The following is a 17642-nucleotide window of genomic DNA, read 5'->3' on the forward strand; positions in this document are numbered from 1 at the left end:
AGGGCATTCACACTTCTTGACAATATATGCTTGAGAGTGTGAATGCGTCTAATCGACTTCCATACCGGGAATCTCATTTCCATAGATAAATTCTCAATTAATTGAAAGTTAACATTCTACCACCCGGTATACATTTCCCTTGGTGGTATGTACCCGTTCGCCCAGCTGGGGCAGGATACGGCTCAGGCTGTAGGCGGTCATCCCTCTCATGATCGAAGGATGAGCGGCCTTCATGCGTTCAAACAGTTGGGTGGCGGAGAGGCTAAGCACTTCCTGCGGATTGTCCTCTTCTGTAGCAAAGCGAAAGCAAAGGCGGAATACCTCTTCTTCGGGTACATGCTTGTAGAATAAGGCATTATGTTGCTGTATAGTCTGTTCCTCTTCTTTATTGAACCAGCTTCGTTCACCGGATAGAAGTTCTGTTTTAAGCTGGGCGTACAATTGCTTATGCTCTACGGACGTGGTGCAGTCTATGGCATGCTTCAGACTGACGCAAAGAAAGCGGCGTGAGCCGGTGCGGTCTACCAGCAAATCCTCCCGGTTGCTGGTGCCGATGAACGAGGCAATACGGGGAAGCGATGAAGCGCTGTGTTTGTAAGCCTTGCGGATATTCAGTGCGGAGGCTTGCATCAGGTTCTTCAGCAAAGGCATTTTGGACGCACCTAGTTTGTCGAATTCATCCAGGTTGATTAATCCGTAGGCAGCCAGCTTGGCTTCGGCGGATGTCGGGGAGCTTAGGTCGTAACTTTCCGTGTAGTAGGATTTCAGCCTATCGGGCATCAGCAGACGGCAGAACGTACTTTTCCCCAATCCCTGGCGACTGCTCACCAGCAGGGGAGCCACACTGTTGGCGCGGTTGTTATCCGGATTGAGCTGCATCCATTGGGCAGAGAGTCCCAGCATCCAACGGTGGAAACCGTTCACCCATACCGGGTCGTCGGACACCCTGCGTGCCAACGCGGACACCCGGTCCGTGCCGTCCCATTCGGGAAGCTGCTCAAAATAGGCAGTAAAGGGATGGTATTCACTGATGCGGCGTGAGCGCACAAAGCGTTGAATGTCCCTGTCCCAACAGTCTATGCCCGTTTCAATAGCCTCCAGACTTAGTGAGTTCATCCATCGTTCGTCCACCTTGGCGTAACGCAGATGAGTATCGGGAATGTTGTTTTCTACACTTGCCACTTCAGTTTCTTCAGTAAGCACATTGAACCGGAAGCGGTAGCGGGAGGTGAGGAAAGCGGTCACTTCCTGCATCAGGGTATGTGATTTCGCCTTCTTGCCAGTATCTTCTGGGGAGGTTGGTCCCGCTTTTTTCTGAACATCTTTTTTCAAGTGAGCGGAATCCTTCTCTGTCTTTTCAGTTGAGACTGTCGGATGTGTCCGAGAATCGTCCATACTCCCCGGCAGGTTATCCTTACCGTTTTCAGTGAGAAGAACCTGTGAGTCGGCCATCTCTCTTACTCCGTCTTCGTCCGACACGATGTAGTGGTAACTGCCCGTGGGAGCATTCCCGTCGGTGCGCGGAGTCCAGTTCAATGCCAGAACTACTTGACCCTCGCGGATATCCAGCGCCAGACGCACGCCGGGTATAGTCCGGCAAAGCGGCATCAGCCCGTTGAGAGCGGATACGAGATCACGACGCGGTGTTCCGTCAATAGGAACAGGGCTTGACAGGAATTTGCTTCCGAAGAAGACTGTTTTGAGAGTAGCGAATACATTCATGAGTTACTTTTTTAAGTTTGGCAAACTACAAATATACAACATAAAAAGGCGTTTGTCAAGAGGGGGCGGAAATATGGCAGATCTTGGTGCAGGATTCGATGAAACTTGGTGCAAGATTTAATGGAACTTGGGGCAAAATTCAATGGATACAGGGCGCAATACATACGTATGTGTGACCCGATGCTTATGTACGTGTGGGCTTACACGTTACTAACATACGAGCTGACACGTTACTAATGTTGGGGCTTATACGTTACTAATGTTATTGTTGAATACGCCTTTATGTTTTTAAAATACACCTTGAGCTTTAAAAAATACGTCTTCAACTTTTAAGAAAACATCTTCAGGCTTTTAAAAAACAACTATACGTTTTTAAAACACGCCAGCTTGTTCAGTGCACAGACTTAGCCTGTTCAGCTTACAGACCTAGTCTGTTCCGTGTATTACTCCCCCACTAATCCGATACGCTCCCTTTTCCCCTCATCCTGTCATCTTATGTAATATGCACAGAAAATCAGCCGGTTAAATCTGAAACCATTTCCCCTCACTTCCATTTCAGCCCGTATCGTTTTATTCCTTCACAAAAAATGTGAAAGAGCAGGCTGAAAGGAGGCTGACAGAGCAATGACAGGAGCCCCTTCATAGCCGGAACGCTTATGGGCAGGGAGTTTCAGCGATAGATGAAAGGAGAAAAGGAACAACCGGATTTTATCGCTGAGGCATTTAAAATGAAGATAATCTCAGCATTTCCACCTGCGAATGAACAGATGATCATCCATGTTTTGAGCCTGATTTATGATTGGTATGAAAGATTTATATCTTTCAGGCTATGTAACAATAATCCTCCCGGTATTTCTATACTCAAGATAAATTATATCACAATTCTTGCTGCTCCAAACAGAAGGTATATTTGCAAAATATACAAATGATGCTTCCGGCAACGGAGTAATTCTTTCTTCGCTTTCTTTTTAGGAATTCATCTAACGAACAATTTTATTATATGCAAAACAATTGCGAGGCCTGTTTATGAAACATGTGTTGATATTAAAATAGCAATTACTGTGGAAAATCAACTGTCATCCAACACATTAAAAACACATTAACCAATGCCACTATAATAGCATTACATGATTTCTATTATCTATATGTACTAAAACAATATATTCTGTTAGAAAATCTGACCAGTAAAAAAGAATATTCACACCTGAAAGCCGAGTTCTGTTCCAATTATTAAATAAAATATTAAGCTAATTCAATTTAATAGAAGGTGTGTCGTAATGCACGATGCACCTCTTTTTTGTTCATCACTATACAAATCTGTTCATTTTCTTTAAGCTGCGATCTTTTGAAGATTTCTTTGATTTATGTGTTCCCAGCATCTAAAAACAGCAGTTGTAAGCTTATAAAACAGTCTAATCAGCCAGTTCATACCTTCTTTTGTCAGTTTTGCACACATCTTTTTTATATTGAAGGCAATGGCTAGGAAGGCAAAGTCCATGAAGACCTTGTCCTTTCCAAAATGTCGGAAACGTTTGTAGTTCATATTGTTTTTAATTTGTCCGAACACGGCCTCCGGTTCTATGCATCTCTGCCCTCTGTGTTTCAGTCCTTTCTCAGAGCAGAGCAGTTCTTTGGCTCTCCGCTTGTATTGTCTAAGCCTATGATTCAGTTCTATCGTCCTGTTTCCTTTTGCTTTAAAACAGCGGCATCGCAGGGGACAGCCTTCACACCTGACAGCTCTGTACCGTGCATTTTCGCTGACATATCCGGATGCTGTTTTCACATTCCTGGTGCCTATCCTCCGCATCCTTTGCCCCATAGGGCAGATGCAGAAGTCATGTTCTTCATTGTAGTAGAAGTTTTCGGCCTTGAACGGGTCCGGTTTGAATCTCGGCCGCTGCTCCATGTGGAAATAGTTGTACTTTACGTAGGCTTCCATGCCGTTTTCGGACATGAAGCGGTAATTCTCTTCGGAGCCATAGCCGGAATCAGCAGCCACCGTATGGGCCATCCGGTCATACCTGTTTGAAAAAGATTGCAGGAAAGGAATCAGGGTCAGTGTATCCGTAGGGTTCGGGAAGAGTGCAAAATCGGTGATGAACTGATTTTCGGTGCCGATTTGAAGGTTGTAACCGGGCTTCGTCTGTCCGTTGCGCATGGCATCCTCCTTCATTCTCATAAAAGTAGCGTCCTTGTCCGTCTTGGAATAGGAATTCCTCTCTTGCAGCGTTTCCGGATGGCAGTCGTATTCCTGCAGTTTGTCCCTGTGTTCTTCCAGTTCCTTCAACTGTTTGCGTTTCTTTTTCAGTTCAGTCTTTTCCTCTTTCGCGGATGGCTCGGAAACCTGTTCCAGTGCATGACGCAATTCTCCTGCCATTTCAGTCAGCATGGCCGGAGTGAACCCAACCTCCTCATTGTTCTCTGATGACTTCTCCCGGGCAATGACATCGTCTATCTGCCCTAACAGGACATGTATCTTCTTCATCAGGCGTTCACGGTTCCGCTCAACCGTTTTTCGCCAGACGAAAGTGTACTTGTTGGCTTTGGATTCGATCTTTGTCCCGTCAATGTATTCCACATTCAGGCTGATGAAGCCTTTGGAAGAGAGAAGAAGTACGGTTTGCGTAAACACCTCGTTGATTTCCTTCTTCACCCGGTTGCGGAAACGGTTGATGGTAATGAAATCCGGTTTCTCATATCCGGCCAGCCAGATATAATGGATGTCACGGTGAAGGAGCTTTTCAATTTTCCGGCAGGAGTAGATGTTGTTCATATAGGCATACAGAATTACCTTGAGCATCATCCTGGGGTGGTAAGGGCTGCGGCCGCATTCCTTATACAGCTTTCTGAAACTTTCAAGATTCAAGCCCTCAACCAGGGCGTCAACCATGCGCACCGGATCGTTTTCTGCAATATCCTCATCAATTCTTTGAGGAAAAAGAACGGTTTGGTTGGGATTGTAAGGACGAAAATGTATCTTTGTCATAGTAAAGAACTTATGCTTAAAGATACAAAGTCTTTAGGTAATAACAAAGCCCCAGCTTGTGAAAGTCGGGGCTTTGTGCGTAAAAAACAGAAGGTGTGCATTTTGACACACCTTCGTTCTTTATAGAGTAATAGAAAGAATATACATTTAAAGCATAATCTATTCTTCTATGTTATCGTTTGTTAACAGTCATAGCAACTTTAATTATTACATCGTGACCATACATATCCTTGCACTTGATAGTCAATGTAGAAGGAACAGCAGCAGTCGGATTCGTTTCAGAAGACAAAGCAGTAGCCTTGAAACCTGTAATATGCTTATTATTATCTATAATTACATCAAAGTATTCTTCTTCACCATTTGCATCACTGGTCAAAGTCGCATCTGTAATAATCAGACTTGATTCATAAGGTGTACTTAACAGTTTGCTATATCTGCTATCTTTAGCACTTGTTCCAAAAATGAAGCTGTCAGCAGCAAAGTCAAGACGATCTGTACCATAAGTTAATTTTGTAGACGGCATTGCAGTGGTATAATTACCGTCGCTATCCTTATCTGTATACGGAGCGCCTAATTGTTCGCGAGTAGCCCATGCCCAAGTATAAGTGCTATTATAAATACAGTTGTAGATAGTTTCAAATCTTTCAGCTTCTCTAGTTACATCATCATAACCACCTTCAGAATTCTTCACTGAAGAAATCTTACCATAGTTGTAAACCACTGTAGTGGTATGTTTAACTGAGTTGTTGATGTAATCTTTAGCAACTTCTAATGTTTTGTCTCCGGCAACTACTACAGCAACATCTTTATTTCCATCTTTCTTAGATGTAGCGAATGTTATGTTATAGTTAGCGGCAGCACCTGTACCATAGTTGAATACTTCAGACATCTTCATAGAACCCTTTGTAGCTGTTTCAGCTGTCCAAGCGATATCATTGGCGTCATTCATAGGAATCATGTAACAATTATAGATGCCATCAGTAACCTGTGCAGTTTTAACAGAGAATCCCGCAGGAATAGTAGTAGGCAATACCTTAGTCATAGAAACTTTCATAGTGGCTAATACATGTCCTGAAGCATTCTTGATAGTCAATGTTCCATTATAAGTTTTGTTATCTTCATACTTGGTCCAGTCATCAACAGTCGGAACAGTATAAACTTTGGCAACCTTGCTGAAATCTGCCGGGAATGTATTTGGAGCAGCTGTATTGTACAGTACATTATTATTAGCATCAACAAAGATAGCATTGAATGCAGGATTTACATTATTAACCTTGTCTGTAGTCCAAGTAGCAGCAGTCGGAGCAGTTAACTTAGTCAAAGACACAGCAACCTTATCTGACTGAGTGTCAGTAACAGCTTTGTCAGTCGGATTAAGTGCAGTAACAGTAGTGGCAGTAGCATTCCAATCTGTAGCAGCATTACCTAACTGCACATAAAACGCTTTACCATCAGGATCAACTAAAGTACCATCAAAGTTTACAGCATATACACGGAAACCAATAACATCATTAATAGCCGTAGTGCTGTTGATGGTAATTTCTGTAGAAGTACCTTCAACCACTGTATTCAAACCAGAATAAGTATAGCTATTCCATGCATTCAATTCAGACGGTGCAGATTCTACCGCATTAGCCTTATCTAAAACTACATAAATACCACGGATATTTACCGGAGCTGTTACTTTATCATCGGCTGTAGACAAAGCAATTTTGATAGCCTCTCCTTGTACTGCAGGATATAATTTTTGAGTTTGACGGTCGTCTCCGTTATCTACTTTAACATTTGTATTAACCTTATCTAAAGGAATAATGGTAGTAGCCGCATCACTCTTCCAAGCTAATTCTTGATATGTTACATTAGTACCATCTTCTGCTTTAGTGAAACGATTATGAATATCCTTGACGTTTGTTGCATCAACAAAATAGTTTAAAGACTTTTCACCTACATATTCAGTCCAATCCAAAGTTAAGTCATAAGATGAAATAACTTCTCTTGTTTCAGCAGTAGACAAGGTGTTATTTACCTGTACAGCAAAGAGAATAGATTCAGTATCATTGCCAACTTTGGTTTCTGTTACAGCAGAAAAAGCTTTTTCATCATAATTCTTCAAAGCAACTGTAACTTCCCACAATCCGTTGTTTCCTGCCGCACGGCTTAATAATCCATTATATTTCTCAACTTTCTGAACAGATAAAAATTCATTCAAGTTCTGTCCTTGGCTATTAGTCAAAGAAATCATATCAGGAGTAAGAACCGCATTTGTCGGAGATACACGTACTACAAACTTGTCACCAGTCTGAACTTGTTTACCCTTAGTAAATGTTATAGCATTTGTAATACCTTCACTAAATACGTTTTCTTTTTCAATAGCAGTGGAGAAAATCAATTCATCGCCTGTAGGATTAGCAGAATACGAAGCCACCAGTTCTACACTAGTAACCATATCAGCAATCTTGCCTACAATGTCTTCTACTTTCTTAGTGGCAGCATCAACTTTTTCTGCCATTTCTTTCAATGCTGCGTCAGTGGATTCTTCTACTTCTTTTTTCAATGTCTCAATTTCTGCTTGTACAGCTTTGATTGCTTCTGCCTTTGCATCTGCAACAGCTTTGTCTGCAGCGGCTTTTGCAGCAGCGGCAGCATCACCAGCAGCTTTTGCAGCGGTTTCAGCGGCAGTTGCTTTAGCAAGAGCATCGCTTGCATCTTTTGCAGCAGTAGTTAAAGCAGCTTGCAAAGTAGCGATCTGAGAAGTCATGTCCTCCTTAGTCGCCAGTTTGTTAATTTGTTCCTGCAAATTGTCTATGTCATCATCATAGTCTTTACAAGATACAAATGTTCCTGTCGAAGAAACCATCAAGGCTCCGAACAGGATTGCACTTAAAAATTTTTTGTTCATAATAGAAAAACTTTAAATTTATAAATTTAAAAACTCAAAATGTTTATTGTTATAAAAGGACTTAATTGCGTTGAACCATAAAAGGATTCCGACTCTGCGATATATATTGCAGGGGAGTCATGCCAACCACTTTTCTGAACGCCACATAGAACACGCTCTTGGAGGCGAACCCGCAACGGCTGAAAAGCTCATTCACCGGGCAATCTTTACCGTCCAGCAACTCCTTCGCGCGAACCACCCTGTAAGAATTTATTAACCGCTTGAAATTGCATCCGAAGTAGTTGTTCACCGCATTACTCAGGTAGGTCGTATTCGTGCCGGATACTATACAGTAATACTAATTGTTTGAACACCAGTTATATGTGTGACAACTTTAATGATGCAAGGGCCGTTTCAGGTCCTTTTTTATTTATAATTGACAATAATATCCGGTAAACTATCTACTGCTTTTTGTTTGAGTTCATCTATGATATGAACATATTTTTCAGTGTGCCGGGTAGTAGAATGTCCTGCAAGGCTGGCGGCGGTCTTGATATTAGCTCCATTTGCCATAATGTTGGTGATAAATGAGTGCCGGGCACAGTGGAAGGTGATGTGCTTGTGTATATTAGCCCTTTTGACCCATTTGTTTAAAATTCTTAGTGTGTAAGAATAGGAGGGGAGCCCGAATACCAACTCCTCGTTAATGCCTTTATGTCTTTGCAGGAGCTTGATGGCAGTGTGGTTTAAGTTTAGATGCAAGATTGCGTTTTTGGAGTGTGACTGTACTTTCTGTTGTAGAATAGTAAGGCGGTTTGATGAGAAATCTATGTCTTTATATTGCAGTTGGTGCACATCACACCAGCGCAGCCCGCAATAGCAAGAGAACAAGAATGCCCTTTTTACTTCGTTGTTGGGGCATGGAGTGATAGCAAGTTTCTGAATCTCTTTTAAGCTGAGGATTGCTTTGGTTACCTCATCAAACTGCATCAGGCGGATACCATCTGTAGGGTTAGAGGTCATTAACTTTTTTTCTATACATTTATTGATGCACATTTTGAATTTCTTGAAATATCCGATGGGAGTGTTACCTCGGAGATGATCCCTGAGATACTCAAGAAAATTTATACAAAAATCTTTTGTGAGAAGGGTTATAGGTAAGCTTTTCTTTCTTGTAAACAGTCGCAGATGGGTGATACATGCCCTGACCATTTTCTTGTCTTTTTTGTGATAGGTATCCAGGTATTGTCCTATCAGAATATAGAAATCGGGAACATTGCTTTTATCTGTTGGAAGTATATCATCGAATGTATTTTCTATATCGTTCAGATGATATTCAACAGATAAGAATTCTAGTTCCTTCTTTGCTTTTATCTGCCTGGCAATTAGTACCTTGTTTCTGTTTTCCGCTCTTCGCTCTGCACTGGTAGGAGCGTCCAGGATGATGCCCAAATACTCTTTGCGGCGTTTCCCGTTATAACTGTAATTCAAATAAAGCGAAACTCTTCCTTTGTTCAATTGTTTCTTTCCTAATGTAATTCCCATAATGAATAATAATTAATACAATAATAATGTTGAAAAGAAGGACCAGAGAGGGACTGAAAATGAATTCCTCCATCTTTCTTTCTATAATAATAATATCTTTTGTACCTTTGTGTCATAAACAAAAAAATGGAAGAAAATTTTGATATACGCGAGCAACAGCTCACAACTAAAGAACGCGATTTTGAGAATGCCTTACGTCCGCTGAATTTTGAAGATTTCAGCGGGCAGGATAAGGTAGTGGATAATCTGCGCATCTTTGTCAAGGCGGCGCGTCTGCGGGCCGAGGCGTTAGACCATGTTCTTTTGCACGGACCTCCCGGCTTGGGCAAGACGACCTTAAGTAATATCATTGCCAATGAACTGGGAGTAGGTTTTAAAGTGACCTCAGGACCGGTGCTGGATAAACCGGGTGATTTGGCGGGAGTACTGACCAGCCTGGAACCCAATGATGTGCTTTTTATTGATGAAATACATCGGTTGAGCCCTGTGGTAGAAGAATATCTGTATTCTGCCATGGAGGATTATCGTATCGATATAATGATAGACAAGGGACCTTCGGCGCGTAGTATCCAGTTGGAGTTGAGCCCGTTTACTTTGGTTGGAGCCACTACCCGGAGTGGGTTGCTGACTGCGCCTTTGCGTGCCCGTTTTGGAATTAATCTTCATTTGGAGTATTATGACGATGATGTATTGACAAGCATTATCCGTCGTTCAGCTACTATATTGAATGTGCCTTGTGACGTGAAAGCGGCGGGTGAGATTGCTTCGCGCAGCCGTGGAACGCCCCGTATTGCAAATGCGCTGTTGAGGCGCGTCCGTGATTTTGCCCAGGTGAAAGGTTCCGGAAGGATTGATGTGGAAATTGCCCGGTTTGCTTTAGAAGCCTTGAACATTGACAGGTATGGACTGGATGAGATAGATAACAAGATTTTATGTACTATTATAGATAAGTTTAAGGGAGGCCCTGTGGGGCTGACTACTATTGCAACCGCTTTGGGTGAAGACGCCGGAACAATAGAGGAGGTTTATGAACCTTTTTTGATTAAAGAAGGTTTCTTAAAACGTACTCCGCGTGGACGTGAGGTCACGGAACTGGCCTATATGCACCTGGGACGGAGCATTTATAATAGTCAGAAGACATTATTTGATGATTAAAAGATGGCAGGATTAAAAGCATTAGCCAAGGAAACAGCCATATATGGGATGAGTAGTATCATCGGGCGGTTCCTGAATTATTTGTTAGTACCGATATATACCAACGCTTTGCCTGTGGAATCGGGGGGCTATGGTATCATTACCAATATGTATGCTATAACTGCCTTGCTGATGGTGCTTTTAACATATGGTATGGAAACCGGATTTTTCCGGTTTGCCAATAAGGGGGTGGATGATCCGATGCGCGTCTATTCCACTACTTTGCTTTCGGTAGGGGCGACTGCGCTCTTGTTTTTAATCGTTTGTCTTTCTTTTCTGCATCCCATAGCAGGTTTCTTGGGATATGGAGAGCATCCGTGGTATATGGGGATGATGCTGATTGTAGTCGCAATGGACGCTTTCCAAGCTATTCCTTTTGCTTATTTGCGATATAAGAAACGCCCTGTTAAGTTCGCTGCATTGAAATTGTTGTTCATTTTTGCCAGCATTGCCTTGAATATCGCTTATTTTGTAGGTATGAAAGGAGAGAATGTCGGAGTGGCTTTTGCTATAAATCTGGCTTGTACTTCTTTGGTGATGCTGTGTATGTGGAAAGAATTGGTGGGCTTCAGGTATGTGCTGGACAGGGAGTTGTTGCGGCGTATGCTGCATTATTCTTTCCCGATATTGATTCTGGGTATTGCCGGAATCTTAAATCAGGTAGCCGATAAAATTATTTTTCCGTTTGTTTATCCTGATAAGGCGGAGGCGACCATCCAGTTGGGTATTTATGGGGCTGCCAGTAAAATAGCTATGATAATGGCCATGCTGACACAGGCTTTCCGGTTTGCATACGAGCCGTTTGTTTTTAGTAAGAGTAAAGAAAAGGATAGTCGGGAAATGTATGCCAAAGCGATGAAGTTTTTCATTATCTTCACTTTGCTGGCCTTTTTGGCTGTTATGTTTTACCTTGATATATTGCGTTATATTTTAGGACGTGATTATTGGGTAGGGCTTAAAGTTGTACCTATTGTCATGGCTGCCGAAATGTTTATGGGTATTTATTTCAATCTTTCTTTTTGGTATAAGCTGATTGATGAAACAAAATGGGGAGCTTATTTTTCATTGGTGGGATGCAGTATCATTATCCTGATAAATATTTTCCTTATTCCGGTATTTGGCTATATGGCGTGTGCGTGGGCAGGTTTTGCCGGATATGGAGTAGCTATGCTTCTCTCTTATTTTGTAGGGCAGAAAAAATATCCTATTAATTATGATTTGAAAGCGATAGGTAACTATGTGGCGTTAGCGCTGGTACTTTACATTGTTTCAGTTTATCTTCCTATTCAAAATATATTCTTGTTGTTGGGTGTTCGTACATTACTGTTGTTATTGTTTGTGGCATATATTGTGAAAACGGACTTCCCCTTGCAGCAGATACCTGTTATAAACCGATACATAAAGAAATAGCTATGAGTGACCTGAAGAATGATTTGAAGAATGTGCCTTATATAAAGCAGTTCTTTGGTGAATATCTTGATTTGCGCAAGGATAAGGATAATGAAGCCTTGATTGTAGAAAGTATTCGTAACGGTGTTGAGTTCAAAGGAACTAATTTGTGGATTCTTATATTCGCAATTTTTATTGCTTCATTGGGCTTGAATGTGAATTCTACGGCAGTGATTATCGGTGCTATGTTGATATCTCCGCTGATGGGGCCGATTATGGGAGTGGGGCTGGCTATCGGACAGAATGATTTTGAACTGTTGAAACGTTCTCTGAAAAGTTATTTGGTGGCGACTGTATTTAGTGTGATTACATCCACGATTTATTTTTCGCTGACTCCGTTGGATGAAGTGCAATCGGAGTTGCTGGCACGTACTTCTCCTACTATATATGATGTGCTTATAGCTTTATGCGGTGGCTTGGCCGGTATTATCGCCTTGTCTACAAAGGAGAAGGGGAATGTTATTCCGGGGGTAGCTATTGCTACGGCTTTGATGCCGCCTTTGTGTACTGCCGGATTCGGGCTTGCTACCGGAAATTTACTTTATTTTTTAGGTGCGTTCTATTTGTATTTTATCAATTCAGTATTTATCAGTCTGGCTACTTTTATCGGGGTGCGTGTCATGCATTTCCAACGTAAGGAGTTTGTGGATAAGGAGCGTGAGAAATTGGTAAAGAAATATATTATTTTTATTACTTTGGCTACGATGTGTCCTGCTGTTTATCTGACTTATGGCATTGTAAAAAGTACTATTTATGAAGCTTCTGCCAACAACTTTATCAACGAGGAGCTGAATTTTAATAATACCCAAGTAATAGACCGGAAGATTTCTTTCGAGAAGAAGGAAATACGTGTTGTGCTAATAGGCAATGAGGTTTCGGAAACAGAAATAGCAACCGCAAGGGATAACTTGAAACTTTTTAATCTGGCAGGAACCAAACTGGTTGTTCTTCAAGGAATGAATAATGATGCGATGGATATTGGCAGTATAAAGGCGCAAGTGATGGAGGACTTTTATAAGAATAGTGAGAAACGTTTGCTGGAGCAGCAGGAAAAGATTAAGTCTTTGGAAAACGAACTTAATGTATATGCCGCATACAATACCGTAGATAAAAAGATAATTCCCGAACTTAAAGTACTTTATCCTGCAGCAGAAGCTATAGCCATGGCGAAGACTGTGGAATTGCAGGTAGACTCAACCCAAACGGACACATTGACAATAGTCTTGATGAAATTCAGTAAAAAACCTGTAGGAAAAGAACAGGAAAAGATTTCCGAATGGTTGAAGGCACGTGTCGGGGCGAAAAAACTTAAATTAATTGTAGAGTAAAACCATGAAAAAACTACTATTGCTGCTGTCTTTCCTGCCTTTATGTATATGGGGTAATGAGGGAATGTGGCTTCCTTGTTGCCTTAGCAAACAAACTCAACAAGTGATGAAAGAAATGGGATTGGAACTTTCATCTGAACAATTGTATAATCCCGGAGGAAAAGCATTGGCTAATGCTGTTGTTAGTTTTGGAGGTTTTTGCTCGGGGGTTGTTGTATCTCCGGATGGCTTGGTTTTTACTAACCACCATTGTGGGTATGATGCCATTCAGCAGCATAGTTCTGTGGAGCATGATTATTTGCGAGATGGTTTTGTAGCCGACTCCTTAAGTAAGGAGCTTCCTAATCCGGATTTATTTGTCAGTTTCCTGATACGCACAGAGGATGTGACGGAGCGTGTGTTGCAAGCTATTCCAGTCGGGACAAAGGAAAATGACCGTGCGCTGATTGTGGATTCTATTTCCACATTGCTTGCTCAGGAAGCTGTGGCGAATGATACGTTGCTGCGTGCTGAGATAACTCCTTTTTATGGTGGTAATGAGTTTTATCTGTCTGTGTATAAAGATTATTATGATGTTCGTCTGGTGTTTGCTCCTCCCTCTTCTGTAGGCAAGTTTGGCGGGGATACAGATAATTGGGTATGGCCCCGCCATACCGGGGATTTCTCTGTTTTTCGTATTTATGCTGATCAGAATAATCAACCGGCAGCTTATTCTCCGGAGAATGTGCCTTATCATCCGGATTATTTTGCTCCTGTTTCTTTGGGCGGGTATGAACAAGGTTCATTTTGCATGACTATGGGATATCCCGGTTCTACCAGCAGGTATTTGTCTTCATTTGGGATAGACGAAAGGATTAATACGGATAATGCCGCTATGATTAATGTCCGTACCATCAAGCAGGCTATCTGGAAAAATGCAATGGAAAAAAGTGATGATATCCGCATTAAATATGCTTCCAAGTATGCACAAAGCTCTAACTATTGGAAGAATAGTATAGGCATGAATCAAGCGGTAAAAGAGTTGAAAGTGATAGAGAAAAAACAAGCTTTGGAGCGCCAGTTGCAAGAATGGATCCGTCGGGAACCTGATAAGCGAAGCAAATATGCAAGGGTTCTGACTGAACTGGAGCTGAATTATCGTAATCGTAGAAATGCGGCGCGGGCTATGGCATATTTTGGAGAAACATTTGCTAATGGACCGGAGTTGATTACGGCAGCCTTGGCTGTACTGAATTTTGATTTTGAGGCAGAGGAGAGTGATTTGGAGCGTAATATGCGGCAATTGTTGGAGATTTATGCCAATATGGATATAAGTGTGGATAAACAAGTCTTTGTGGCTATGTTGAAAGAATATGCGGCTGAGGTAGGCAAGGAGTTTTTACCTGATGTTTATCCATTGATAGAGAAAGATTTTAAAGGTGATTACCAAGCTTATGTAGATGATTTGTATGCTCGTTCCTCTTTAAAGACACCGCATGGGTTTGAACAGGTGGTGAAGGGAGATACCACTTATGTCTTGTTTGATGACCCTGCGGCTTCTTTTGCTATTGATATGTTGGTGAAATTTTATGAATTCAATCAGTCGGTGGAAGAAGCTAGTATGAATATTGAGAAAAATGAACGTTTGCTGAATGAAGCAATGCGTGAGATGGAGGCAGATAGGGTGTTTTATCCGGATGCTAATTCTACTATGCGTCTGAGTTTTGGCATGGTGGGTGGTTACTCACCGAAAGATGCTATTGAATATTCTTACTTTACGACGACAAAAGGTATTTTTGACAAGATAAGGCAGTATAAGGGAGATAGTGATTTCGATGTGCTTCCTTCTGTAGTCGAATGCTTGAGAAGGAAGGATTTCGGACGTTATGCTACCGGAGATGGTAATATGAATGTTTGCTTTATTTCGGATAATGATATTACGGGAGGAAATTCCGGTAGTGGAATGTTTAATGGAAAAGGGGAATTAATAGGTCTTGCTTTTGACGGGAATTGGGAAGCAATGAGTGGAGATATTGTTTTTGAACCTAATTTGCAGCGTTGTATCGGGGTGGATATCCGCTATGTTCTTTACATGATTGAAAAATATGGGAAAGCTTCCCGTTTGGTCGATGAACTGAAATTGACAGACTAAAAGAAAAATATGAAATGACAGGAAGCTTGGGTATGTCAAAGTTCCGATAGTTTGTCATATAATCTTTCATCCGGAAAGATGGCAAAAAAACTGTTAATATTAATTCGATGTAAACAAGGATATTCGGCAAATCTTTTTTTGAATAATACGATAAATCCAACTGATTCATTATGAGTCAGTTGGATTTATCGTATTATTTGCGGAATGTCCTTGAAATGACAGGTTGTTTCAATTCTGCCTGCTCCGCTATTATTCGAGAGAAGTGGATGTTATTTGCATATTTCTACTATGCTCAATTCTCTTTCATGAAGTTGGCTTCCTCATTTCTTGGATTTCTTTTTCTTATTGTTATCGCTGTTAAAGAATTGTTTCCAGTCGTCTTTCGTTTTGGGACCGCGTTCTTCAATGTAGCCACGTTCCGCACGGCTGGGTCTTCCTTCTTTTGAGGTCGTTTTTTTATTGGACCTGTCACTTTTTTTGCCGAATGAAGCATTCCTTGCTGCACTGCTTCTGCGTTCGCCATTGTCGTTTTTGCCATTATTGTCACCGGCAACTTCTACTACAATTTTCCGGCCGCCATTCAGATTAACCTTGTTCAATGCTTTAATCACGTCCTGTGCCTGATTTTCTGCTACTTCGAAGAAAGAGAAATTCTGCATCAGGTCTATTCGTCCGATGGTAGTACGTTGCTTCTTCATGTTGCGGTTAATCAGTTCTATGATTTGGTTGGCATAGAAACCGTCTGTCTTTCCTACATTCAGGAATAGACGGGTGTATCCTTTTTCTGCTTTACGCTCTGTCTTTTCACGAGCACTGCCATGATCCTTGCGTTCTTTGGAGCCACGTTCGCTGCGACGGTCATTTGTGCTGGGAATTTCTATTTCCGGAGCGTTACTATAGTATTCCAAGAAGCGGTTAAATTCCATTGACACCACGCGCTTTATCAGATCTTCCTTTGAAAGCCATTCCAGTTTACGATAGATTCCGGGTAGGAAGGATTCAATTTCTTCATCGTTTACTTTTACCTTTTCTATGTCATCTATCAATTTAATCAATTGCTGCTCGCAAATTTGTTTACCACTGGGCATCTCACCCATGATAAATTTTTTGTTGATGATTCGTTCTATCTCACGCATCTTGCCTTTTTCGCGCAGGTTGATGATGGCAATAGAAATACCTGTTTTTCCGGCACGTCCTGTACGACCACTACGATGAGTATAGCTTTCTATATCATCGGGCAAGCCATAATTAATGACATGAGTAAGGTCATTTACATCTAGGCCACGGGCTGCTACGTCGGTAGCAACTAAAAGCTGTAAATGGCGTTGGCGGAATTTTTGCATCACTAAGTCGCGCTGGGCTTGTGAGAGCTCACCGTGCAAAGAGTCTGCGTTATAACCGTCTTGTATTAATTTATCTGCAATTTCCTGAGTTTCTTTACGGGTACGACAGAAAATGATGCCATAAATCTGTGGATAATAATCCGCGATACGTTTCAATGCGGCATATTTGTCTTTAGCGTGTACTAAATAGGCTATGTGATTGACGTTTTTACTGCCCTCATTTTTGGTACCGATAGTGATTTCTTTTGCGTCATGCAGATATTTTTTGGCGATGCGTGAGATTTCCGGACTCATGGTAGCCGAGAACATCAAGGTATTCCGATCTTCAGGAACTTTTTCAAGGATAGCATTTATGCTATCAGTAAATCCCATATTCAGCATTTCATCGGCTTCGTCCATTACTACATCTGTAATTGTTTCTAGTTTGGCAACCTTTCTTTCTATTAGATCAATCAGTCGTCCGGGAGTAGCCACAATAATATGTACGCCTGTTTTCAACATGCGTATTTGGCTTTCGATGGATGAACCACCATATACGGGAAGGATTTTCAGCCCGTCAATGTACTTGGAGTAATCGTTCAGATCGCCTGCAATCTGCAAGCACAATTCGCGTGTGGGGCATAAAATTAGTGCTTGAGGTGCACGGTGTTTTACGTCAACTTTTTGGATAAGCGGCAGACCAAATGCGGCTGTTTTTCCAGTCCCTGTTTGTGCTAGGGCTACTACATCGTTGCCGTTTCCCAATAAATACGGTATTACTTCTTCTTGTACCGGCATGGGATTCTCATATCCCATTTCTTTAATCGCTTTTAGTATTTCCGGGGAAACGCCTAACTCTTCAAATGTCTTCATTTATTTTCAAATATCTAATTCGCTGCAAAGATACGGATAATCATGGGATTATATGGTGCTTATGCAATATTTGTTTTTATCAGTAGTGTATTTTTAGGGAATATTGGCTAAAGCGTGTCGGGAAGTGATAAGAAAATTTTAGGTATAAGGTGAAAATACTCTGCCGGTATGGCAATTGAAATGCTTTATCGGTCAGAGTATCCGGATTAAAGAT

At 41.6% G+C, this 17642-nt stretch carries 9 protein-coding genes and 1 pseudogene; 4 read left to right on the forward strand and 6 right to left on the reverse strand.

Going from position 1 to position 17642, the window contains the following annotated elements:
• Nucleotides 1-108: 108 nt before the first annotated feature.
• The 5 genes and pseudogenes from BVU_RS06490 to BVU_RS06510 all read right to left on the reverse strand — a co-directional run bounded on the left by BVU_RS06490 (nucleotide 109) and on the right by BVU_RS06510 (nucleotide 9131).
• The gene (locus BVU_RS06490) at nucleotides 109-1722 is read right to left on the reverse strand and encodes a VapE domain-containing protein (protein ID WP_011965121.1); all 1614 of its coding nucleotides are present in this window, start codon (nucleotides 1720-1722) and stop codon (nucleotides 109-111) included.
• 1330 nt (nucleotides 1723-3052) lie between these two features.
• Nucleotides 3053-4708, reverse strand: a complete 1656-nt coding sequence (locus BVU_RS06500) for an IS1182 family transposase (protein WP_011965123.1) — start codon at nucleotides 4706-4708, stop codon at nucleotides 3053-3055.
• Nucleotides 4709-4880: 172 nt separating this feature from the next.
• Complete coding sequence (locus BVU_RS06505; protein WP_008666378.1) at nucleotides 4881-7607, reverse strand: hypothetical protein; 2727 nt, start codon at nucleotides 7605-7607, stop codon at nucleotides 4881-4883.
• A 61-nt stretch (nucleotides 7608-7668) separates the two neighbouring features.
• Nucleotides 7669-7932, reverse strand: a pseudogene (locus tag BVU_RS21375) (helix-turn-helix domain-containing protein); the annotation flags it as partial.
• Between the two features lie 80 nt (nucleotides 7933-8012).
• Nucleotides 8013-9131 carry a site-specific integrase gene (locus tag BVU_RS06510; protein WP_011965125.1) on the reverse strand — a complete coding sequence of 373 codons (1119 nt, stop codon included), beginning with the start codon at nucleotides 9129-9131 and terminating at the stop codon, nucleotides 8013-8015.
• Between the two features lie 126 nt (nucleotides 9132-9257).
• On the opposite strand from BVU_RS06510, the gene ruvB reads away from it, so the two are divergent.
• Genes ruvB through BVU_RS06530 form a run of 4 tightly spaced genes read left to right on the forward strand, consistent with a single transcriptional unit; the run spans nucleotide 9258 to nucleotide 15233 of the window.
• Nucleotides 9258-10286, forward strand: a complete 1029-nt coding sequence (ruvB, locus tag BVU_RS06515) for a Holliday junction branch migration DNA helicase RuvB (RefSeq protein ID WP_005838742.1) — start codon at nucleotides 9258-9260, stop codon at nucleotides 10284-10286.
• Nucleotides 10287-10289: 3 nt separating this feature from the next.
• Nucleotides 10290-11735 (forward strand): lipopolysaccharide biosynthesis protein, encoded by a 1446-nt coding sequence (locus tag BVU_RS06520; RefSeq protein WP_005838743.1) that lies wholly within the window; start codon nucleotides 10290-10292, stop codon nucleotides 11733-11735.
• 2 nt (nucleotides 11736-11737) lie between these two features.
• On the forward strand, nucleotides 11738-13102 hold the full coding sequence (locus BVU_RS06525; RefSeq protein ID WP_005838744.1) for a TIGR00341 family protein: 1365 nt from the start codon (nucleotides 11738-11740) through the stop codon (nucleotides 13100-13102).
• A gap of 4 nt (nucleotides 13103-13106) precedes the next feature.
• Nucleotides 13107-15233 carry a S46 family peptidase gene (locus BVU_RS06530; protein WP_005838745.1) on the forward strand — a complete coding sequence of 709 codons (2127 nt, stop codon included), beginning with the start codon at nucleotides 13107-13109 and terminating at the stop codon, nucleotides 15231-15233.
• A 320-nt stretch (nucleotides 15234-15553) separates the two neighbouring features.
• Here BVU_RS06530 and BVU_RS06535 read toward each other — a convergent pair whose 3' ends face one another.
• Complete coding sequence (locus BVU_RS06535) at nucleotides 15554-17428, reverse strand: DEAD/DEAH box helicase (RefSeq protein WP_005838746.1); 1875 nt, start codon at nucleotides 17426-17428, stop codon at nucleotides 15554-15556.
• Between the last annotated feature and the right edge of the window lie 214 nt (nucleotides 17429-17642).

The organism is Phocaeicola vulgatus ATCC 8482 (genome assembly GCF_000012825.1).
Taxonomy (GTDB): domain Bacteria; phylum Bacteroidota; class Bacteroidia; order Bacteroidales; family Bacteroidaceae; genus Phocaeicola; species Phocaeicola vulgatus.

Coding starts and splice junctions, on each gene's coding strand:
- ruvB (WP_005838742.1), top strand. CDS start 9,258: ATGGAAGAAAATTTTGATATACGCGAGCAACAGCTCACAACTAAAGAA.
- BVU_RS06490 (WP_011965121.1), bottom strand. CDS start 1,722: ATGAATGTATTCGCTACTCTCAAAACAGTCTTCTTCGGAAGCAAATTC.
- BVU_RS06525 (WP_005838744.1), top strand. CDS start 11,738: ATGAGTGACCTGAAGAATGATTTGAAGAATGTGCCTTATATAAAGCAG.
- BVU_RS06505 (WP_008666378.1), bottom strand. CDS start 7,607: ATGAACAAAAAATTTTTAAGTGCAATCCTGTTCGGAGCCTTGATGGTT.
- BVU_RS06500 (WP_011965123.1), bottom strand. CDS start 4,708: ATGACAAAGATACATTTTCGTCCTTACAATCCCAACCAAACCGTTCTT.
- BVU_RS06520 (WP_005838743.1), top strand. CDS start 10,290: ATGGCAGGATTAAAAGCATTAGCCAAGGAAACAGCCATATATGGGATG.
- BVU_RS06530 (WP_005838745.1), top strand. CDS start 13,107: ATGAAAAAACTACTATTGCTGCTGTCTTTCCTGCCTTTATGTATATGG.
- BVU_RS06510 (WP_011965125.1), bottom strand. CDS start 9,131: ATGGGAATTACATTAGGAAAGAAACAATTGAACAAAGGAAGAGTTTCG.
- BVU_RS06535 (WP_005838746.1), bottom strand. CDS start 17,428: ATGAAGACATTTGAAGAGTTAGGCGTTTCCCCGGAAATACTAAAAGCG.